Source organism: Kordia periserrulae (genome assembly GCF_003054265.1).
GTDB classification, from domain to species: domain Bacteria; phylum Bacteroidota; class Bacteroidia; order Flavobacteriales; family Flavobacteriaceae; genus Kordia; species Kordia periserrulae.
This window is the reverse complement of record NZ_QBKT01000001.1, coordinates 484,764-507,720: the sequence shown is the minus strand read 5'-3', so window position 1 is coordinate 507,720 and position 22,957 is coordinate 484,764. Positions and strand designations below refer to the sequence as shown.

Annotated in this window: 16 protein-coding genes; 15 read left to right on the top strand and 1 reads right to left on the bottom strand. The window is 38.3% G+C overall.

All coding sequences use genetic code 11. The features are described from left to right. Window positions 1-117: 117 nt before the first annotated feature. From rimP to infB, 3 genes are read left to right on the top strand one after another with little or no spacing between them, the layout of a single operon-like run. Entirely contained in the window at window positions 118-582 is a 465-nt protein-coding gene (rimP, locus tag C8N46_RS02295) for a ribosome assembly cofactor RimP (protein ID WP_108113229.1), read from the top strand. Between the two features lie 13 nt (window positions 583-595). After that, the gene (nusA, locus tag C8N46_RS02290; protein WP_108113228.1) at window positions 596-1,828 is read left to right on the top strand and encodes a transcription termination factor NusA; all 1,233 of its coding nucleotides are present in this window, start codon (window positions 596-598) and stop codon (window positions 1,826-1,828) included. Window positions 1,829-1,877: 49 nt separating this feature from the next. Then, entirely contained in the window at window positions 1,878-4,709 is a 2,832-nt protein-coding gene (infB, locus tag C8N46_RS02285; RefSeq protein WP_108113227.1) for a translation initiation factor IF-2, read from the top strand. A 77-nt stretch (window positions 4,710-4,786) separates the two neighbouring features. On the opposite strand, the gene C8N46_RS02280 is transcribed toward infB, so the two are convergent. After that, a complete protein-coding gene (locus C8N46_RS02280; RefSeq protein ID WP_108113226.1) occupies window positions 4,787-5,185 on the bottom strand; it encodes an SPOR domain-containing protein in 399 nt (132 codons plus the stop codon). Between the two features lie 212 nt (window positions 5,186-5,397). On the opposite strand from C8N46_RS02280, the gene C8N46_RS02275 reads away from it, so the two are divergent. The 12 genes from C8N46_RS02275 (at window position 5,398) to C8N46_RS02220 (ending at window position 22,900) form a co-directional block, all read left to right on the top strand. Beyond that, window positions 5,398-6,699, top strand: a complete 1,302-nt coding sequence (locus C8N46_RS02275) for a cytochrome c3 family protein (RefSeq protein ID WP_108113225.1) — start codon at window positions 5,398-5,400, stop codon at window positions 6,697-6,699. 34 nt (window positions 6,700-6,733) lie between these two features. Further along, complete coding sequence (locus tag C8N46_RS02270; RefSeq protein WP_108113224.1) at window positions 6,734-9,898, top strand: TAT-variant-translocated molybdopterin oxidoreductase; 3,165 nt, start codon at window positions 6,734-6,736, stop codon at window positions 9,896-9,898. 33 nt (window positions 9,899-9,931) lie between these two features. After that, the gene (gene nrfD / locus C8N46_RS02265) at window positions 9,932-11,323 is read left to right on the top strand and encodes an NrfD/PsrC family molybdoenzyme membrane anchor subunit (RefSeq protein ID WP_108113223.1); all 1,392 of its coding nucleotides are present in this window, start codon (window positions 9,932-9,934) and stop codon (window positions 11,321-11,323) included. Further along, window positions 11,316-11,840 (top strand): DUF3341 domain-containing protein, encoded by a 525-nt coding sequence (locus C8N46_RS02260; protein ID WP_108113222.1) that lies wholly within the window; start codon window positions 11,316-11,318, stop codon window positions 11,838-11,840. The genes nrfD and C8N46_RS02260 overlap by 8 nt, the downstream gene beginning before the upstream one ends. An 8-nt stretch (window positions 11,841-11,848) precedes the next feature. Beyond that, window positions 11,849-12,427 carry a c-type cytochrome gene (locus C8N46_RS02255; protein ID WP_170110053.1) on the top strand — a complete coding sequence of 193 codons (579 nt, stop codon included), beginning with the start codon at window positions 11,849-11,851 and terminating at the stop codon, window positions 12,425-12,427. Window positions 12,428-12,455: 28 nt separating this feature from the next. Continuing rightward, on the top strand, window positions 12,456-13,883 hold the full coding sequence (locus C8N46_RS02250; RefSeq protein ID WP_108113221.1) for a quinol:cytochrome C oxidoreductase: 1,428 nt from the start codon (window positions 12,456-12,458) through the stop codon (window positions 13,881-13,883). Window positions 13,884-13,909: 26 nt separating this feature from the next. After that, window positions 13,910-14,974 (top strand): cytochrome c oxidase subunit II, encoded by a 1,065-nt coding sequence (locus C8N46_RS02245; RefSeq protein WP_108113220.1) that lies wholly within the window; start codon window positions 13,910-13,912, stop codon window positions 14,972-14,974. Between the two features lie 34 nt (window positions 14,975-15,008). After that, window positions 15,009-16,805, top strand: a complete 1,797-nt coding sequence (locus C8N46_RS02240) for a cytochrome c oxidase subunit I (protein ID WP_108113219.1) — start codon at window positions 15,009-15,011, stop codon at window positions 16,803-16,805. Between the two features lie 146 nt (window positions 16,806-16,951). After that, window positions 16,952-17,974: a Holliday junction branch migration DNA helicase RuvB gene (gene ruvB, locus C8N46_RS02235; RefSeq protein WP_108113218.1), complete on the top strand. Its 1,023-nt coding sequence runs from the start codon at window positions 16,952-16,954 to the stop codon at window positions 17,972-17,974. Between the two features lie 235 nt (window positions 17,975-18,209). Beyond that, entirely contained in the window at window positions 18,210-19,544 is a 1,335-nt protein-coding gene (locus tag C8N46_RS02230) for a cytochrome P450 (RefSeq protein WP_108113217.1), read from the top strand. Then, the gene (gene queG / locus C8N46_RS02225) at window positions 19,541-20,482 is read left to right on the top strand and encodes a tRNA epoxyqueuosine(34) reductase QueG (RefSeq protein WP_108113216.1); all 942 of its coding nucleotides are present in this window, start codon (window positions 19,541-19,543) and stop codon (window positions 20,480-20,482) included. Before C8N46_RS02230 ends, queG begins: the two co-directional genes overlap by 4 nt. Window positions 20,483-20,596: 114 nt before the next feature. Next, window positions 20,597-22,900 (top strand): NADP-dependent malic enzyme, encoded by a 2,304-nt coding sequence (locus C8N46_RS02220; protein WP_108113215.1) that lies wholly within the window; start codon window positions 20,597-20,599, stop codon window positions 22,898-22,900. The last annotated feature ends 57 nt before the right edge of the window (window positions 22,901-22,957 follow it).

Sequence of the window (22,957 nt, the reverse complement as noted above, 5' to 3'; positions counted from 1 at the left end):
AATAAAAACCTTTGGTTGAATAGTTTTAAAGATTGGAAAAAATGTGTATATTTGCACCGTTATTCGAAGTAAAGGCAAAAAATGAGGGGACAGAAGTCCCCTCTTTTCATACTAAAAATGTTGAAGCAAAAGGTTACAGATTTATTACAGGAAGTGCTCGAAGAGGAATCTTCGTTGTTCCTTATTTCCAAGGAAATAAAGCCGGGAAACAAGATTATCATTGTGATTGATGGCGATAATGGCGTAACGCTAAGCGACTGTATGAAAGTGAGTCGACACATTGAACACAACCTTGACAGAGAGGAAGAAGACTTCTCTTTGGAAGTATATTCTGCAGGAATATCAGAAGGAATTACACACATTCGTCAATACAAGAAAAATGTGGGTAGAAAATTAGAAGTCATCATGGACGACCAAAACAAAGTTACAGGTACTTTGGTGGAAGCAGATGATGAAAAAATAAAACTCCAATGGAAAGCGCGCGAGCCAAAACCTGTTGGAAAAGGTAAAGTTACAGTTCAAAAAGAACAGGAAATACCTTATGAAACTATTGTAAAAGCTAAAGTTATGGTAACATTTTAATTAAAGACATGTCATGGAGAATCTAGCATTGATTGAGTCGTTTTCAGAATTTAAGGACGACAAGCTAATAGATCGTGTAACATTAATGGCGATATTAGAAGATGTTTTTAGAAATGCATTGAAAAAGAAATTTGGATCCGACGATAATTTTGATATCATCATCAATCCAGATAAAGGCGATTTGGAAATTTGGAGAAACAGAATCGTAGTAGCCGATGGTGAAGTAGAAGAGCCAAATCAAGAAATAGCACTCTCAGAAGCACGAAAAATTGAGCCAGACTTTGAAGTAGGAGAAGATGTGTCTGAAGAAGTAAAATTGGTAGATTTAGGAAGAAGAGCTATTTTGGCACTACGTCAAAACCTAATTTCTAAAATACATGAGCATGATAACACTACAATCTACAAGCAATTTAAAGATTTAGTGGGAGAAATATATACAGCTGAGGTACATCACATTCGACACAGAGCTGTGATATTATTAGATGATGAAGGAAACGAAATTGTGTTGCCTAAAGAAAACCAAATTCCGTCCGACTTTTTCCGTAAAGGAGAAAATGTACGTGGAATTATTGATAGAGTAGACTTAAAAGGAAACAAGCCTATGATTATCATGTCGAGAACGGCACCTGAATTCTTGGAAAAACTATTTGAACAAGAAATTCCAGAAGTTTTTGACGGTTTAATTACAGTGAAAAAAGTAGTAAGAATTCCAGGCGAAAAAGCAAAAGTAGCAGTTGATTCTTATGATGATAGAATTGACCCTGTGGGTGCATGTGTGGGAATGAAAGGTTCTCGTATCCATGGAATCGTACGAGAATTAGGAAACGAAAATATAGATGTAATCAATTATACAACAAACTTACAACTATATATTACGCGCGCGCTGAGTCCAGCAAGGGTGAGCTCGTTAAAAATTAACGAAGAAACAAAGCGTGTAGAAGTGTTCTTAAAACCAGAAGAAGTTTCAAAAGCCATTGGAAAAGGTGGTTTCAACATCCGATTAGCAGGACAACTTACAGGATACGAAATTGACGTATATCGTGAAGGTGTTGAAGAAGATGTGGAATTAACCGAATTCTCTGATGAAATTGAAGCTTGGGTAATAGAAGAATTTAAGAAAATTGGTTTAGATACTGCCAAAAGTGTCTTAGATCAAGAAATGGACTTCCTCGTAAAACAAACAGATTTAGAGGAAGAAACTGTGGGTGAGGTCATTCGAATTCTAAAAGAAGAATTTGAAGATTAATAAAAAGCAGTTTTTTATTAAAAAAAGAGGGTAAAATTTAAAATAGCTTATGGCTGAACAAAAACAAATAAGGCTTAGTAAAGTACTACGCGAATTAAACATTTCTATCGATAGAGCTGTCGATCATTTGGCGCAGAATGGTTTCTCTGTGGACAAACGACCGACGACTAAAATATCGCAAGAAATATACAATGTGCTATTGGATGAATTTCAAACTGACAAAAGCAAAAAAAGAGCTTCCAAAGAAATTGGGGAAGAAAAAAGGAAGGAGAAAGAAGCATTGCGTGAACAACTTGTAAAAGAACAAGAAGAAGCACAACGCTTACGTGAAGAGCGCGAAAAAGTAGTGCGTGCCAAAGCAAATTTATCTGGACCGAAAACGATAGGAAAAATAGATCTAAACCCTCAAAAAGATACGTCGTCAACGGAAGAGAAAGAAGCTGAGCAAGCGCCAAAAGCTACCGAACAAACAACGGAAGAAGCTCCGCAAAAAGAAGCTCCAAAAACTATTGAGAAGGCTGCTGAGTCTGAAAAAGAAAGCAAGCCAGAAAAGTCTGAAACCATCTCTAATAGACCGAAATTCTCAAAACCAAAGCAGGTTCAAAAAGAAGTGCAAAAACCTAAAGCTGTTGAAAAACCAGTAGCAAATGAAACTGCTGCTGATACTTCGCAAGAACCTGAAAAGAAAGTGATTGAAACAAAATATCAAAAACTTTCAGGACCTAAAATGACAGGTCAAAAAATTGATTTGACGCAGTTCAACAAATCCAAAAAGAAGAAAGAAGATTCTAAGAAAGACTCGGAGGCTGACAAGCGTAAAAAACGTAAGCGTATTTCTAAAACGGGTGCTGGTGGTGCTGCCAACAACAACCGTCAAGGAGGTAAATTTGGAAACAAAGCTGGCGGCAATAGTGGCAATAATCGTGGCGGAAGCCGCAGAGGAGGCAATCGTAAGCAACCTTTGGTAAAAGTTGAGCCAACAGAAGAAGAAGTACAAAAACAAGTACGAGAAACGCTTGAAAAACTACAAGGGAAAAGCAGCAAGTCTAAAGGTGCTAAATACCGTAGAGGAAAGCGTGATATTCACCGACAAAAAGCAGAGGAAGATTTAGAGCAACAAGCAGCAGAAAGCAAGGTGTTAAAAGCTACAGAATTCGTAACTGTAGGAGAACTTGCAACGATGATGGATGTTAGTGTCAATGACATCATCTCTAAATGTATGATGCTTGGAATTATGGTGACGCAAAACCAACGTTTGGATGCAGATACCTTAACAATTGTAGCAGAAGAATTCGGATTTACGGTTGATTTCGTTTCAGCAGAAATTGAAGAAGCGATTCAAGAAGAAGAAGATGCGCCAGAAGATTTAGTGCCAAGAGCGCCAATCGTAACGGTGATGGGACACGTTGACCACGGTAAGACATCTTTACTAGATTATATCCGTAGTGAAAACGTAATCGCGGGAGAATCTGGAGGAATCACACAGCACATCGGAGCATACGGTGTTACGTTAGATGGCGGACAACGTATTACATTCTTAGATACACCTGGTCACGAAGCCTTTACAGCGATGCGTGCACGTGGTGCTAAAGTAACCGATATTGCAATTATTGTAATTGCTGCAGATGATGATGTAATGCCGCAAACAAAAGAAGCTATCAGTCACGCGCAAGCGGCTGGAGTGCCTATTGTATTTGCGATTAACAAAATTGATAGACCGACAGCAAATCCAGAAAAAATCAAGGAGAAACTTGCAGGTATGAACTTGTTGGTAGAAGATTGGGGAGGAAAAATCCAATCGCACGATATCTCTGCTAAAACAGGAGTTGGTGTAGGTGAATTGTTGGAAAAAGTATTGTTAGAAGCTGAATTATTAGAACTAAAAGCAAATCCTGATAAAAACGCGGTTGGTACTGTGGTAGAAGCATTCCTTGACAAAGGTCGTGGATATGTGTCCACCATCTTAGTACAAAGCGGAACTTTAAAAATTGGAGACTATTTACTAGCAGGAAAACATAGCGGAAAAGTAAAAGCAATGTTTGATGAGCGCGGTAAAAAAGTGAAAAGAGCCAATCCGTCAACGCCAGTATCTGTACTTGGTTTAGATGGTGCGCCGCAAGCGGGAGATAAATTCAATGTTTTTGAAGATGAAAAAGACGCGAAGCAAATTGCTGCAAAACGTACACAATTATTGCGTGAGCAATCGGTAAGAACGCAACGTAGAACAACGTTATCTGACATTGGTAGAAGAATCAAAATTGGTGACTTCCAAGAATTAAACATCATTCTAAAAGGTGACGTGGATGGTTCGGTTGAAGCGTTGACAGATTCATTCCAAAAGCTATCTACCGAAGAAATTGAAGTGAAAATCATTCACAAAGGTGTAGGTGCTATCACAGAAAGTGATGTATTATTAGCAACCGCTTCAGATGCGATTATCATCGGATTTAACGTTCGACCAGCAGGAAATGCAAGAGTGGTAGCGGATAAAGAAGAAATCGATATCAGAACATACTCTATCATCTATGATGCTATCAACGATGTAAAAGATGCGATGGAAGGATTATTGTCGCCTGAAATGAAAGAAGAAATCACAGGAAATGCTGAAATTAGAGAAACGTTCAAAATCTCTAAAATTGGTACCATTGCTGGATGTATGGTGACGGACGGTAAAATTTACAGAAACTCTAACATTCGTTTAATACGTGATGGAGTTGTCATCTTTACAGGTGAATTGGCTTCGTTAAAACGTTTCAAAGACGATGTAAAAGAAGTAAGCAAAGGATATGATTGCGGATTGCAAATCAAAAACTACAACGACATCAAAGAAGGTGATATTGTAGAAGCTTTCCAAGAAGTAGCCGTGAAGAAAACACTATAATAAATAATGTACATAGACATAAAAAAAGGATTGCAAGCGCAATCCTTTTTTTATGGAATAATAGTAAGCTATAAAATCTATTTCTTCTTCTTTGGAGGTGTAAAAATAAATGCGTTAGGAAATGTCTCTTTCACTTCAATCAAATACCGTTCTGCTTCTAAGCTTGTTCTAAAATTTCCAACCCAAACTTTGTAATTTGGCGTTTCAAACTTAATAGTTGTAGGAATATCTACATACTTTGACTCAAACTGCGATTTCACTTTTTCAGCATTTCGAAGATTGCCATTAAAAATTTGAATCTTTAAGCGATTGTCATTATCGGTTTCCTGATTGATTTCTTTTTGAAATTCAAGTAATTTGTCAATTTTTGGGTCTTTTGAAATGGAAATTTCACCTTCCTGAGCAACAGCATTTTCTGCAAGAAAAAACGTCAAAATCAACAAATAAAAATATCTTTTTTTAGCTAAAAATCTCATAATGAATATAATTTATTACAAATGTAAAACAACCTAACGAACAAACTGGTAAAATTGTTATTTAGAATTACTATAAATTACAAATTAAGAGTTCAGTATAATTTCGCAAATTGCCCGTGATTTGTATTTTTGTGCAGATTTGGAATAAGCACTAATACCTAAGTTGTAATCAAGCTTAGAAAAAATCATGCCAAATTAAGAAGATAACAAATATGAAAAAGGTGAATCGCCGCAATTCAATTTCAAGAATTTTAGGAACCGCATTAGCGCTGATGTTAGCATTTTCAACTGTTGCATTTGCGCAAGATGAAGCTGCAATCAAAGCTGGAGAAGCATCATTTAAAGCTAACTGTGCTGCCTGTCACAAACTAGACGCAATGTCTACAGGTCCAATGTTGAGAAATATTGAAGCTCGCTTAGATGAGGAGCAAGGACTTGGTCGTGAATGGTTGTACAAGTGGATTAAAAACAGTAGCGCACTTATCAAATCGGGAGATCGTTATGCTGTTGAAGTGTATGAAAAGTACAACAAGCGTCAAATGACGGCGTTTCCAACATTGTCAAATGAAGATATTGATAATATTTTAGCGTATACGGCTCAGGAAAAAGCACCAATAGTAGTGGATAATGGAGATGGTGGTAAGTCGCAGGTTGTAGAATCTGGATTTTCAACTGAGATTGTATTAACTGCTTTAATCGTATTATTCGGATTATTGGCGTTAGGATTGTTCTTAGTAAACAAAACATTGCGCAAGTTTGCTATTGCAAATGGAACCGTGAGTTTGGAAGAAGAAGTTAGTAAAACTTCTATTTGGAAAGCATTTGTTCAAAATCAGTTCTTAGTCATTGTTGCAACAATCTTCTTTATGTTAGGAGCGGCATATTTCGCGTATGGCTACTTCATGCAAATTGGAATTGATCAAGGATACCAGCCAATTCAGCCTATTCATTACTCGCACAGAATTCACGCGGGTGATAACAAAATAGAATGTAAATACTGTCACTCTTCTGCAAGAGTAAGTAAGCATTCAGGAATTCCTTCTTTAAATGTATGTATGAACTGTCACAAAAACATCGCGCAAGTTGCGGAAGAAGTGCAGCAGGAAGGAATCACAAAATACGGAGTAGATTACAACAAAGAAATTCAAAAATTATACGATGCTGTTGGTTGGGATCCAACACAGCAAGATTACGTGAATGAGCAAAAACCAGTAAAATGGATTCGTATTCACAATTTGCCTGACTTTGTATATTTCAATCACTCGCAGCACGTTTCTGTAGCTGGTGTTGAGTGTCAAACATGTCACGGTGAAATTGAAAGTATGGAAATTGTAGAACAGCATTCGCCACTAACAATGGGATGGTGTATCAACTGTCACAGAGAAACCGATGTGAATTTCAGAGGAAATGCATACTACGAAAAAATTCACGAGCAGTTAAAAGAAAAATATGGTGTTGAATCATTCAAAGCAGCTGAAATGGGTGCGCTTGAATGTGGAAAATGTCACTATTAATACTAATTTAAGAAGCTAATTTTATATATATAATATGGCATCAAACAAGAAATACTGGAAAAGTGTTGAGGAGCTAAACGAAAATAGCTCTATTGTTGAGACGCTTAGACAGAATGAGTTTGTAGAGGAAGTTCCTGTAGATGAATTCTTGGGAGACAAAGAAACGTTAGAATCTTCTTCAACTTCTCGTAGAGACTTTCTTAAATACGTTGGTTTTAGTACAGCTGCTGCAACTTTAGCAGCTTGTGAAGGACCTGTAGTTAAATCAATTCCTTATGTAATTCAGCCAGAAACTATCATTCCTGGAGTTGCAGATTATTACGCAACAACAATTGCTGATGGATACGATTTTGCGAGTATCTTAATCAAAACAAGAGAAGGTCGTCCAATCAAAGTAGAAAACAACAAAGAAGCTATTACTAAAGGAAGCGCAAATGCAAGAGTTCATGCGTCTGTACTATCTTTATATGATAGCATGAGAGTGAAAAAGCCAAAAATTGATGGTAAAGACACTACTTGGGAAACGTTTGATGCGGAAGTTGGTCAAAAACTAAATCAAATCAGTGCTTCTGGAAAGCAAATTGTGTTATTGACACAAACTTTTGCAAGTCCTTCAGTAGCAAAATTAGTAGGTGAATTTACTGCGAAATTTGGTAACGTGAAGCACGTTGTATACGACGCAGTTTCTGAATCGGCAGCTTTAGACGCTTTTGAAGCAAAATACGGCGAAAGAGGATTGGCAGATTATGATTTCTCAAAAGCAGAAGTAATTGTATCAGTTGGTGCTGACTTTTTAGGAGATTGGCAAGGTGGCGGATATGACGACGGATATGCGAAAGGAAGAATTCCACATGGAACCAAAGGACATAAAAAAATGTCAAGACACGTGCAGTTTGAATCAAACATGACGTTGTCTGGAGCAAACGCTGACAAACGTGTTCCATTAACTGTGGCAGACCAAAAAGTAGCCTTGGCTAAATTATACGCTGAAATTACTGGAACTTCTGTTTCTGGCAGAAAATTAGCGGCAAATGTAGAACAAGCTATCAAAAATGCGGCAGGTCAACTAAAGCAAGCAGGTTCTAAAGCGGTTGTAGTAACTGGAATCAACGATGTGGATGCGCAAAGCCTAGTGTTGGCAATCAACGAAGCATTGGCAAGTAAAGCATTTGATACCAGTGCACCACGAAAATTACGTCAAGGAAGTGATAAAGCTGTAGCAAAACTCATCAGTGATATGAAAGCTGGTGCTGTAGGCGGAATCATCATGGCAGGCGTAAATCCTGTATATACTTTAGCAAACGGAGACGAATTTGCAGAAGGATTAAAGAAATTAGACTTGGCAGTAACATTCACACAAAAAGATGATGAAACTGCTATAACTACGAAATATGTAGCCGCGGCTCCACATTACTTAGAATCTTGGGGAGATGTAGAAATCAAAAAAGGTCACTACGGAATTACGCAGCCTACAATTCGTCCATTATTTGATACAAGGCAATTTCAAGACGCTTTATTAAAGTGGACTGGAAATGACAAATCATACTACGAATACTTACGCGCAACTTGGACGGCTGATATCTTAGGAGGAACTTCTTGGAATCAAGCAGTGCATGACGGAGTATTTAAAACAACAGCAACAGTAAGTTTGGCAGCGGAAGCTACCGCAGCTATGGAAGATGCAGATGCAGAAGCGACAAACGAAACTGAAACTGAAACAGTTGTGACGAGTAGTGCAGCAGCACAAGCTCAAAAATTAGCAAGTACAGCAGCAGCTTCTGGAATGGAGTTGGTATTGTACACGAAAACTGGAATGGGAGACGGACAGCAAGCAAACAACCCTTGGTTGCAAGAATTCCCTGATCCAATCACCAGAGCTTCTTGGGATAACTACTTAACGGTTTCTCAGGCAGATGCAGAGGCAAAAGGTTTGAAAAACTGGAATGTAGCAAACGGCGGATTGAATGGTTCGTATGCTAACATTACAGTAAACGGTTCAGAGCCAATCAAAGTTCCAGTAATCATTCAGCCAGGACAAGCGCCAGGAACCGTTGGTTTAGCATTAGGTTACGGTAAAACTGCTGGAATCAAAAAAGAAATGCAAACGGGAGTGAACGCTTACAAAGTGTATCAAAACTTCAACAATGTTCAAAATGTTTCTGTAGAAGCAGTTGGTGGAGAACATGAATTTGCATGCGTTCAGTTACACAATACCTTAATGGGTAGAGGCGATATTGTAAAAGAAACTACATTAGAAGTTTTCAATACAGAGCATTACCGTGAGTGGAATCCGATGCCACACGTATCTCGCGATCACGAAATGATTGATGCAACAAGTCCAAAAGCAGATATGTGGGCTGAGTTTGATCGTTCTGTCGGACATCACTTTAATTTATCAATTGACTTAAACGCTTGTACAGGATGTGGAGCATGTGTAATTGCATGTCACGCAGAAAACAATGTGCCAGTAGTTGGTAAAACAGAAGTAAGACGCAGTAGAGATATGCACTGGTTGCGTATTGATAGATATTACTCTTCAGCAGATACCTTTAGTGGTGATGTAGAGAAGAAAGAAAATATGAGTGGATTGTTTGGTGAAAACGGATCTCTAGGAGGTTTCCTTGAAATGGAAAGTCCAGCAGCAAATCCACAAGTAGCGTTCCAGCCTGTAATGTGTCAGCACTGTAATCACGCACCATGTGAAACAGTATGTCCTGTGGCGGCAACATCTCACGGGCGTCAAGGTCAAAACCACATGGCGTATAACCGTTGTGTAGGAACACGTTACTGTGCAAACAACTGTCCATACAAAGTACGTCGATTCAACTGGTTCTTATACAATAAGAATGATGAATTCGATTACCACATGAATGACGATTTAGGACGTATGGTATTAAACCCAGACGTTGTAGTTCGTTCAAGAGGTGTAATGGAAAAATGTTCTATGTGTATTCAAAAAACACAAAAAACAATCTTGGATGCGAAGCGTGAAGGACGTCAAATCAAAGATGGTGAATTCCAAACAGCATGTTCTGCTGCTTGTAGTTCAGGAGCAATGGTATTTGGTGACTTGAATGATAAAGAAAGTAAAGTTGCTGAATTGCATGAAGACGAGCGTATGTATCACTTGTTGGAGCATGTAGGAACAAAACCAAATGTACAGTATCACGTAAAAGTGAGAAATACGAAAGAAGCATAAAAATAATTAATAAGAAACAATTATAAACTGATTATGGCGTCGCATTACGAAGCACCTATAAGAAAACCCTTAGTAACTGGAGACAAATCATATCACGATGTAACTCTTGATATCGTAGCTCCAGTAGAAGGAAAAGCAAATAAGCAATGGTGGATAGTATTCTCAATTGCTTTGGTAGCATTCCTTTGGGGAATTGGATGTATTATATATACAATATCTACTGGAATTGGAGTTTGGGGTCTTAACAAAACTGTTGGTTGGGCTTGGGATATTACAAACTTCGTTTGGTGGGTTGGTATCGGTCACGCAGGAACGCTGATTTCTGCCGTACTCTTACTATTCCGTCAAAAATGGAGAATGGCAATTAACCGTTCTGCGGAAGCGATGACCATTTTCTCAGTAGTACAGGCAGGTTTATTCCCAATCATTCACATGGGACGTCCATGGTTGGCATATTGGGTATTGCCAATTCCAAACCAGTTTGGTTCACTTTGGGTGAACTTTAACTCACCATTACTTTGGGACGTATTCGCGATTTCTACGTATCTATCGGTATCCTTAGTATTCTGGTGGACAGGCTTATTGCCAGATTTCGCTATGATTCGTGATAGAGCGGTAAAACCTTTCCAAAAGAAAATATACAGTTTGGTAAGTTTTGGATGGAGTGGACGTGCTAAAGACTGGCAACGTTTTGAAGAAGTATCATTGGTATTAGCAGGATTAGCAACACCATTAGTACTTTCGGTACACACCATTGTATCGTTTGACTTCGCAACGTCGGTAATTCCAGGATGGCACACGACAATTTTCCCTCCGTATTTCGTTGCAGGAGCAATTTTCTCAGGATTTGCCATGGTAAACACCTTATTAATCATCATGAGAAAGGTGTGTAATATGGAAGACTATATCACACTACAACACATCGAATTGATGAACATCGTAATCATGATTACAGGTTCTATCGTAGGATGTGCGTATATTACAGAGTTATTCATCGCGTGGTATTCTGGAGTAGAATACGAACAATATGCATTCTTAAACAGAGCAACCGGACCTTACTGGTGGGCATATTGGGCAATGATGACATGTAATGTGTTCTCTCCACAATTTATGTGGTCTAAAAAATTAAGAACAAGTATCATGTTCTCTTTTATCATCTCTATTGTCGTAAACATTGGAATGTGGTTTGAGCGTTTCGTAATTATCGTAACCTCATTACACAGAGATTACCTTCCATCATCATGGACGATGTTCTCTCCAACGTTTGTAGACATAGGAATATTTATTGGTACAATTGGTTTCTTCTTTGTATTGTTCTTACTATACTCTAGAACATTCCCTGTAATTGCACAGGCGGAAGTAAAATCAATCTTAAAATCATCAGGAGAAAAATATAAAAAACTAAGAGACGGTAACCATGAGTAGTAAAGTAATACAAGCAATGTATATTGATGATGATGTGCTAATGGCAGCAGTGAAAAAAGTGCGTCAAGAAAATCATCATATCGAAGAAGTGTACACGCCATTTCCTGTGCACGGACTAGACAAAGCTATGGGATTAGCGCCTACGCGATTGGCCATTACAGCATTTATGTATGGTTGTGTTGGACTGTCAGTTGCCGTTACCATGATGTATTATATCATGATTGTTGATTGGCCACAAAACATAGGTGGAAAACCAAGTTTTAGTTTCCTAGAAAACATGCCAGCATTCGTGCCAATTATGTTTGAGATGACCGTTTTCTTTGCAGCGCATTTAATGGTAATTACATTTTACCTGCGTAGTAAATTATGGCCGTTTAAAGAAGCTGAAAATCCTGATCCAAGAACAACAGATGATCACTTTTTAATGGAAGTATCAGTTCACGGAAACGAAGAAGAATTAAAAGCATTGTTGTTAGAAACAGGTGCTACAGAAATTAAAGTTACAGAAAAGCATTAATAAGAATTATGAAGAGCCTTATAAAAATAGGAGTCGTTTTTGGAGCAGCGTTGCTGATGTCTTCATGCTTTGATAAATCGCAGCCAAACTATCAATACTTTCCTAACATGTATGAATCTGTAGGATATGAAGCATATCAAGAAGTAGACGGTGTGCCTTACGGAGAATATGCAGTACACAATATGGAAGCGCAAATTCCTGCAGAAGGAAGTGTGAAAAGAGGTTGGATGCCGTATGAGTATGACGATACCAATGAAGGATATGAAGCTGCAAAAGCGGAATTGAAAAATCCATTAGCGACTACCGAAGAAAACCTAGCAAAAGGAAAAGAGCTTTACGGAATCTATTGTGCTATTTGTCACGGAAACAAAGGTGACGGACAAGGAACGTTAGTGAAGCGTGAAAAATTCTTAGGAATTCCAAGATATGACGATGCCGCAAGAGCTATCACAGAAGGTAGTATTTATCATGTATTAATGTATGGTAAAAACAACATGGGATCGCACGCAAGTCAATTAGATACTGAAGAGCGCTGGCAAGTAGTGCAGCATGTATTACAGTTGAAAGCAGAATTAGAGAAAAAATAAGACCAATAACGATATAGAATTATATACAATGTATACGTTTTCAAATAGATTAAGACTTTTTGCAATAGCTTCCTTTGTAGTTGGAGCCATCATGGTTGCTTTGAGCTTCATGAATACGCCTGGTACGGTTGAAGAAATGAAAGCAATGCATGCCGCTCATGATGCACATGGGCATGGTGCTTCTCACGGAACTGAAACGCATGATGCAGATAAAACAGCAAATCACAGTGACCACAAAGCAGAAACTCATGGAGGTGAATCTCATGACAATGCACATAGTGAAACAGCACACCATGCAACAGATGGCGGACATCATAAAAGTCAAGCTGACATCGATAAGCATCATTTAGATCAATTACAAAACAAGCCTTGGGCAGCAGTATACGTAGCAGCATTCTTCTTTATGATGATTGCACTAGGCGTATTAGCATTTTATGCTATTCAACGTGCCGCACAAGCAGGTTGGTCACCATTACTATTTAGAGTGATGGAAGGAATTGGTGCCTACATCATTCCTGGAACAATTATCATCATTGCATTGATAGTATTGAGTTTTCCAAGTTTGCACTTAAATCACTTATTCCACTGGATGGATCCTGATTTAATTGATAAAACTAATGAGTTAAAATATGACAAACTTACTGACGGAAAAAGCGGTTGGTTAAACACCACAGCGTTTCTTGTAAGAGCCATCATTTACAGTACTATTTGGATTGTATATAGCATTTTATCAAGACGTTTCTCTGTAAAACAAGACAACTCAAACGACAATAGCAACTTTAAGAAAAACTTCCGATTGGCTGCAGTATTCTTAGTACTATTCTTAATCTCAGAATCTATGATGTCTTGGGATTGGATTATGTCTTTTGATCACCACTGGTTCAGTACACTATTTGGATGGTATGTATTCGCAAGTATGTTTGTGTCTGGAATCACCGTAATCGCATTAATCACCATATATCTTAAATCAAGAGGATATCTAGAATATGTAAATGATAGCCATTTACACGATTTAGCAAAATTTATGTTTGGTATCAGTATTTTCTGGACATATTTATGGTTCTCTCAATTCATGTTAATCTGGTATTCAAACATTCCAGAAGAAGTTACCTACTTCATCACACGAATTGACGATTATACCTTACCATTCTTTGGAATGTTAGGCTTAAACCTAATATTCCCATTACTAATCTTAATGAATAGTGATTTCAAGAGATTAAACTGGATTATTGTAATTGCAGGAATTGTAATTCTATTCGGTCACTATCTTGATGTGTTCAACATGGTAATGCCAGCAACAGTTGGAGCGCAATGGTCGCTAGGATTGGCTGAAGTAGGCGCAATACTATTATTCTTAGGATTATTCATCTTTGTAGTGTTTACCACACTTACGAAGGCACCATTAATGGCGAAACGAAATCCGTTTATTGAAGAAAGTAAACACTTTCATTATTAATTAATTTCAAAACAGTATAAAATAAGATGACTACTGGTTTACTAACGTTTATAGTACTTATCCTCATTGCAATCGCAATTTGGCAGTTGACGAAGATATTTGACTTATCGCAAGCAAAAGCCGATAATACGCAAATAGCGAATGACAAGGATAACAATATCAATGGATACCTAATGATGGGGTTCTTGATGTTCATATACATCATAACAATCATTTCTTTCTGGAAATGGGGAGATTTGCCATTGATTGGAAATGCAGCTTCAGAACACGGATCGAGTGTAGATACATTGATGATTATATCTATGGTATTAATCTTCTTTGTGCAAACAGTAACACAAGCGTTACTTCACTACTTTGCGTATAAGTACAGAGGTAAAAAAGGAAGAAAAGCATTATACTACGCAGATAACGATAAATTAGAGTTCATTTGGACCATCATTCCAGTAATTACGTTGGCAGGTTTAATTCTTTACGGATTATTCACGTGGAACGAAATCATGGACGTAAATATGGACGATGATCCAATTGTGGTAGAATTATACGCACAACAGTTCAACTGGAAAGTTAGATACGCTGGAGAAGACAATGTGCTTGGAAAAGCAAACGTTCGTTTAATTGACTTAGGAGACAATCCAAACATTCTCGGATTGGATAGAGAAGACAAATACGCACAAGATGATGTAATTGTACAAGAATTACATTTACCTGTAAATCGTAAAGTGGTATTCAAAATGCGTTCGCAAGATGTATTGCACTCTGCATACATGCCACACTTTAGAATGCAGATGAACTGTGTTCCAGGGATGATTACAGAATTTGCAATGACGCCTACTATGACAACAGATGAAATGCGTCAAACATCAAAAATTCAGAAAAAAGTAAGTCGAATCAATGCACTAAGAGCAGCAAAAAGTGAAACCTTAGTTGCCAAAGGAGAAGAGCCATTAGAGCCTTACGAGTTTAACTTTCTTTTACTGTGTAATAAAATCTGTGGTGAATCGCACTACAACATGCAAATCAACGTAATTGTTGAAAGTCAAGAAGATTTCGATAAGTGGATGGCGGAGCAAGAAACTTTCGGAAAAAAGTAATAATAAAAATAAACTAAAGATATAACATATAGATATGTCAGCAACAGCAGCACACGCAGGAGATCACGGACACGATCACGGACATCATCATAAAGAGACATTCATTACTAAATATATATTTAGTCAGGATCACAAAATGATTGCCAAGCAGTACTTAATTACAGGTACTATTATGGGAGTTATCGGGATTATGATGTCTATATTTTTCCGTATGCAAATTGCATGGCCAAAAGAATCATTCGCAATCTTTGAAATATTCTTAGGAAACTGGGCACCTGATGGCGTAATGAGTGCAGATAAATACTTAGCCTTAGTAACGATTCATGGGACCATTATGGTATTCTTTGTATTAACTGCTGGTTTAAGTGGTACGTTCAGTAACTTGTTAATTCCATTGCAAATTGGAGCACGTGATATGGCTTCAGGATTCTTAAACATGGTATCCTATTGGTTATTCTTTATCTCAAGTGTAATCATGGTATTATCTTTATTTGTAGAAGGTGGTGCGGCATCAGCAGGTTGGACAGTCTATCCTCCGTTAAGTGCCTTGCCTGAAGCAATTCCAGGTTCTGGATTAGGAATGACATTATGGTTGGTATCGATGGCAATATTCATTGCATCATCATTACTAGGTTCGCTAAACTATATCGTTACGGTAATTAACCTTAGAACAAAAGGAATGTCTATGACAAGATTGCCATTAACAATTTGGGCATTCTTTGTAACAGCGATTATTGGTGTGGTTTCGTTCCCAGTATTACTTTCTGCAGCATTATTATTAATCTTTGATAGAAGCTTTGGAACATCGTTCTACCTATCAGACATATTTATACAAGGAGAAGCATTACACTATCAAGGAGGTTCGCCAGTATTATTTGAACACTTATTCTGGTTCTTAGGACACCCTGAAGTATATATTGTACTATTACCAGCATTGGGTATAACTTCAGAAATTATTGCTACGAACTCTCGAAAACCTATTTTTGGATATCGAGCCATGGTTGCCTCAATTTTGGCAATCGCGTTCTTATCAACAATTGTATGGGGGCACCACATGTTTATCTCAGGAATGAATCCATTCTTAGGTTCTGTATTTACATTTACAACCCTACTCATTGCAATTCCTTCTGCCGTTAAAGCATTCAACTATATCACCACACTCTGGAAAGGAAACCTACAGATGAACCCTGCAATGCTATTCTCTATCGGATTGGTATCGACGTTCATTACAGGTGGATTGACAGGAATTATTTTAGGAGATAGTACCTTAGATATTAACGTGCACGATACTTATTTTGTAGTAGCACACTTCCACTTAGTAATGGGTATCTCTGCACTCTATGGAATGTTTGCAGGAATATATCATTGGTTCCCAAAATTATTTGGGCGCATGATGAATAAAAATCTTGGATACATACACTTCTGGGTAACTGCTGTCTGTGCGTACGGAGTTTTCTTCCCAATGCACTTTATCGGAATGGCAGGATTGCCAAGACGTTATTATACAAACTCTGAATTCCCATTATTCGATGATGTTGCAGATGTGAATGTGGTAATTACAATGTTTGCCATCATTGGAGGAGCATTCCAATTGGTATTCTTGTACAACTTCTTTAGCAGTATTTTTTATGGTAAAAAAGCACCGCAAAACCCATGGAGATCTAATACTCTTGAGTGGACAACTCCAGTAGAGCATATTCACGGAAACTGGCCAGGAGAAATTCCACACGTACACCGTTGGGCGTATGACTATAGCAAACCTGGACACGATGAGGATTTTGTGCCGCAAACAGTTCCAATGAAAGAGGGTGAAGAAGAATTGCATCACTAACATCTCCACGAAAGTGGCAATCTCTTGAAACAACAGATGTAACAAGAGTAAAAATTTCAAAAAATAAAAAGCGTTCTCAAACGAGAATACAAATAATAAAAAGCCTTTCTCCACAGAAAGGCTTTTCTTTTATATCTTTGTTTCTAATGAACGACAATTTAGACCCAACAAATCAGAACTATTCGTCTGAGGAATTAGACGTAGAAAAAGCATTGCGTCCGCTGTCTTTTGAAGACTTTACAGGACAAGATCAAGTATTAGAAAACTTGGAAGTTTTTGTCCAAGCGGCAAATCTACGTGATGAAGCGCTAGACCATACCTTATTTCATGGGCCTCCAGGATTGGGAAAAACAACGCTAGCACACATTTTAGCAAACGAACTTGGCGTAAGTATCAAAGTGACTTCGGGACCTGTATTAGACAAACCTGGTGATTTAGCAGGATTGCTAACAAATCTCGATGAACGCGATGTCTTATTTATTGATGAAATACATCGACTAAGTCCCATTGTGGAAGAATACCTCTATTCGGCGATGGAAGATTACAAAATTGACATCATGATTGAATCGGGACCGAATGCAAGAACCGTTCAAATCAACTTGAATCCTTTTACCTTAGTAGGAGCGACTACGCGTTCAGGATTGCTTACCGCGCCCATGCGTGCACGTTTCGGAATTGCAAGCCGATTGCAATACTATTCCACAGAATTACTCTCTACCATCGTTCAGCGAAGTGCACAAATACTCAATGTGCCTATCAGTATGGAAGCAGCGATTGAAATTGCAGGAAGAAGTCGTGGAACGCCGCGTATTGCAAACGCATTGTTGCGTAGAGTACGCGATTTTGCACAAATCAAAGGAAATGGTACCATTGATATAGAAATAGCACGTTTTAGTCTAAAAGCATTAAACGTAGATGCGTATGGTCTAGACGAAATGGACAACAGAATTCTTTCAACCATCATCGACAAATTCAAAGGCGGACCAGTCGGAATCACAACGCTGGCTACAGCTGTTTCTGAAAGTGGCGAAACCATCGAAGAAGTGTACGAACCGTTTCTCATACAACAAGGATTCATCATTCGAACACCAAGAGGAAGAGAAGTCACCGAACTCGCCTACAAACATCTAGGAAGAGTCAAAGGCGGCATTCAAGGAGGACTTTTCTAGGAAATGTTATGTGCTAAATGTTGAATTTTAAATGTAAAAGTCATATTAGTTCTAAGAAAAGACTAAAAGACGAATCAACTACGAAGTATAGATGTTTATAAGGTTATTAGTTGAAGTTTTGATGCAAAATTGAAAGAAGTAAATTAACAGCTAACCAAGAGTCAAGTAGTAAATAAAAAACAACAAATTGACGAATTAACAAATCAACAAAAACCCAACACCTAACACCAAAAAAATGTACCGCTACCCAAAAACAATCCCATTCTACAAAATCTTCTTAAAATCGTCGTCGATTACGCGAAATCCGATTCCGTTTCACAAAGAAAATTTTGAAAAGCATGGTGATTCGTTTGCGATTTCGCCGCCGTTTTCTAAAAAAATCATGCTAACGCGCGATGCAGAAATCATAAAGCATTTGCTGCGAAAAAATCATCGGAACTATAACAAATCAAAAATCCAGACCAAGTTCTTATCCAAATACGTTGGCAAAGGATTGTTGACTTCAAGTGGTGAGTATTGGCTAAAACAACGACGACTGATTCAACCTGCATTTCACAAGGAAAAGCTGCAAAGATTGGTCGCCATCATGGATAAAACGATTGAAAAGCAGTTGTCAAATCTTCCAGAAAATACAAATATTGACACGTATCCCATCATGAATGAACTGGCGTTTCATGTTGTGGCAAAATCGTTGTTCAACTATTCTTCGGACGAAAACACGATGCATCGTTTGCAAAAAATCATCGAAACGCTGCAAGGTTTTATCATTCGAGAAATCCGTCAACCGCACAAACAATGGTGGTACAACGTTAGCGGATTGGTCAAAAAACATTTAGTACTCGTCAAAGAAAGCCGAGAAATCATCAATAAAGTCATCGAAGAGCGTAGAAATTCTGACAAAGAACACGACGATTTGCTCGATATGTTGCTCAAAGCAAAATACGAAGACGATGGCACTTCCATGACAAACGAACAACTCATTGACGAAATTCTCATCTTTTTTGTGGCGGGACATGAAACTACCGCAAACGCACTCACATTCACGTTTCAACTCATCGCTAAAAATCCAGAAGTCTATCAAAAAGTTTTAGCTGAAATTGACGCGATTGACGAAACACTATCGCCCATGGAAAAAATTGGCAAACTCAGCTACGTAAAAAACTGCGTAGAAGAGTCGATGCGTTTATATCCGCCAGCGTGGATTACGGATAGAGTAGCAATTGAAGGCGATTCGTTTGGCGATTACACGGTAGAAAAAGGAACGATGATTGGAATTTCTTTCTACGAATTACACCGAAATTCAGCCTACTGGAAACATCCAAACGATTTTATTCCAGAACGTTTTTCTGATGAAAATCGAAAAGAAATCACCAATTATTACTTTCCGTTCGGTGCAGGACCGCGCATGTGTATTGGAAATAACTTTGCGATGTATGAAATGATGTTGTCTGTCTATCAAATGTTGAAAAAGTACAACATCAAAACGAATCAACAACACATAGAAATTTCGCCGCTAATCACCCTAAAACCTATAAATGTAAAACTAACGTTCTCAAAACGAACTGCTTGAATTCGAAAGAAAAACATACAAATCTTATCAAAGCCGAAGCCAAACGCTTGGGTTTTTTATCGTGTGGAATCTCAAAAGCAGCATTTTTAGAAGAAGAAGCACCGCGATTAGAAGCGTGGCTCAACCAAAACATGCATGGCGAAATGCAGTACATGGAAAATCATTTCGACAAACGACTTGATCCGACAAAATTGGTAGAAGGTTCCAAATCGGTAGTGTCATTATTGTTAAATTACTATCCATCGGAAACACAAAAAGATTCGGAAGCGCCCAAAATTTCCAAATATGCTTACGGAATGGACTATCATTTCGTCATCAAAGACAAACTCAAACAACTATTACACTTCATTCAAGAAGAAATTGGAGAAGTCTCAGGACGCGCTTTTGTGGATTCTGCACCAGTACTTGACAAAGCGTGGGCGGCAAAAAGCGGTTTGGGCTGGATTGGAAAACACAGCAACTTACTCACGCAAAAAGTAGGTTCGTTCTATTTTATTGCAGAACTCATCATCGATTTGGAATTGGAATACGATGCGCCAGTTACTGACCATTGCGGAAGTTGTACCGCTTGTATTGATGCGTGTCCAACACAAGCCATAGTTGAACCCTATGTAGTTGACGGAAGCAAATGTATCTCCTATTTTACCATCGAACTTAAAAACGAAATTCCAACACACGTACAAGGGCAGTTTGACAATTGGATGTTTGGCTGCGATGTATGTCAAGATGTATGTCCGTGGAATCGTTTCTCAAAACCGCACAACGAACCATTGTTCAATCCGCATCCAGAATTGCTTTCGATGAGCAAAAAAGAGTGGGAAGAAATTACGCAAGAAGTCTTTAGCGAAATCTTTAAAAAATCGGCAGTAAAACGAACAAAATATACAGGTTTGGTGCGAAATATTAAATTTTTAAAAACGGAAAAAGGACTAGAATAGCTTAAGGACGTTAAATAATGCCAAAGAAAAGCTATTAAATTTTTTCCTTTACTTGCATACTCATAAATTTGTAAATTCACATAGTCACATACAAGGGCAAAAAAATGACCTACAATGAGCAAAAACAATGAAGAACGTAAAAGGAGAGAAGCACTGATATATCATGCGAAACCGCAACCTGGAAAAATTAAAGTAGTTCCTACTAAAAGATACGCTACACAACGCGATTTATCTCTAGCCTATTCTCCAGGCGTTGCCGAGCCTTGTTTAGAAATCCATAAAGACAAAAAAAACGTTTACAAATACACGACCAAAGGAAACTTGGTGGCGGTAATCTCTAACGGAACTGCCGTTTTAGGTCTGGGTGATATTGGTCCGGAAGCTTCCAAACCTGTGATGGAAGGAAAAGGCTTGCTCTTTAAAATCTTTGCGGATATTGATGTGTTCGATATTGAAGTGGATACCAAAGATGTGGACGAATTTATCAATACGGTTAAAAACATTGCGCCAACTTTTGGAGGAATCAACTTGGAAGATATCAAAGCACCAGAAGCTTTCGAAATAGAGCGCAGACTCATTGAAGAATTGGATATTCCAGTAATGCACGACGATCAGCATGGAACAGCCATCATCTCTTCGGCAGCGTTGATAAATGCGTTAGAATTGGCAGAAAAAAACATTGAAGATGTACGTTTTGTAGTATCTGGAGCAGGTTCTGCGGCGATTTCTTGTATGAATTTATATGTGGCGTTGGGCGCGAAATTGGAAAACATCGCCATGTTTGATGTAGATGGTTTATTGCACAAAAACCGAACAGACTTATCACCGATGCAGGCGCGTTTCCGTACGGCAAAACATTACGACTCACTGGCAGACGCACTAAAAGGTGCAGATGTATTTTTAGGATTATCGGTTGGAAATATTGTCTCGCAAGACATGTTGCGCTCTATGGCAGAAAACCCAATTGTATTTGCGATGGCAAATCCGACACCTGAAATCTCGTATGAAGAAGCCATTGCTTCGCGCGAAGATATCATCATGGCAACAGGACGTTCCGATCATCCGAATCAAGTAAACAATGTGTTAGGTTTTCCGTTTATTTTTCGTGGTGCCTTAGATGTACGTGCGACAAAAATTAACGAAGAAATGAAAATGGCGGCTGTCAAAGCATTGGCAGAATTGGCAAAAGAGCCTGTGCCTGAGCAAGTAAATATTGCCTATGCAGAAACCAAACTTAATTTCGGTAAAGAATACATCATTCCAAAACCATTTGATCCGCGATTAATAGCAAAAATTCCACCAGCGGTTGCCAAAGCAGCAATGGATTCTGGCGTGGCAACAGAGCCTATTGAAGACTGGGCGCGTTATGAAGACGAATTGTTGCACAGATTGGGTGCAGACAACAAAATCATTCGATTATTACACAAAAGAGCGCGTAGCAATAAAAAACGTATTGTATTTGCAGAAGCCGATCATTTGGATGTTCTCAAAGCAGCGCAATATGTGTATGATGAAGGAATTGCCATTCCTATCTTATTAGGAAATGAAAAACGCATTCACGAACTCAGAGAAGAACTCGAATTTGAAGATGATGTAGAAATCATTGATCCGAAGAGTGAAGACCAAAGAGAGTTGCGACAAAAATTTGCAGAAATCTACTGGGAATCACGAAAACGCAAAGGTGTCACTAAGATTGATGCTAAAAAAATGATGCGAGAGCGTAACTATTTTGCAGCGATGTTGGTGAATGATGGCTATGCAGACGGATTAATTTCAGGCTACTCCCGTAGCTATCCAACCGTAGTAAAACCGATGCTAGAATTAATTGGAACGGCAAAAGGCGTGCGAAAAGCAGCTACCACAAACTTAATGATTACAGAGCGCGGACCGATATTCTTGTCAGATACATCCATCAACATAAATCCTTCGGCGCGCGACTTAGCAAAAATTGCGCAAATGACAGCGCTTACGGTAAAAATGTTCGGTTTGGAGCCTAATATTGCGATGTTGTCTTATTCAAACTTTGGTTCATCGGAACATGAAGACGCTAAAAAAGTAGGTGAAGCTGTAGCATTTTTACACAGATACTATCCAAATATCAATGTAGACGGTGCAGTACAATCAGATTTTGCCTTAAACAAAGAAATGCTTTCGGAAAAATTTCCATTCTCCAAATTGGCAGGAAAAGAAGTCAATACACTTGTTTTTCCAAATCTAGATGCAGCAAACATTACCTACAAACTCATGAAAGAGTTAAACAAAGCTGATTCTATTGGACCAATCATGTTAGGAATGCGCAAACCAGTTCACATTTTACAACTCGGTGCAAGTGTGGATGAAATCATCAACATGGCAGCTGTGGCGGCGGTTGACGCACAAGAAAAAGAAAAGTGGGCGCTCCGAAAAGAAGAGTCGTAAATTGCTCTAAAATCACTTAGTATAGCGCGTTGGTATATTAAAGGCTTAAATCCTTAA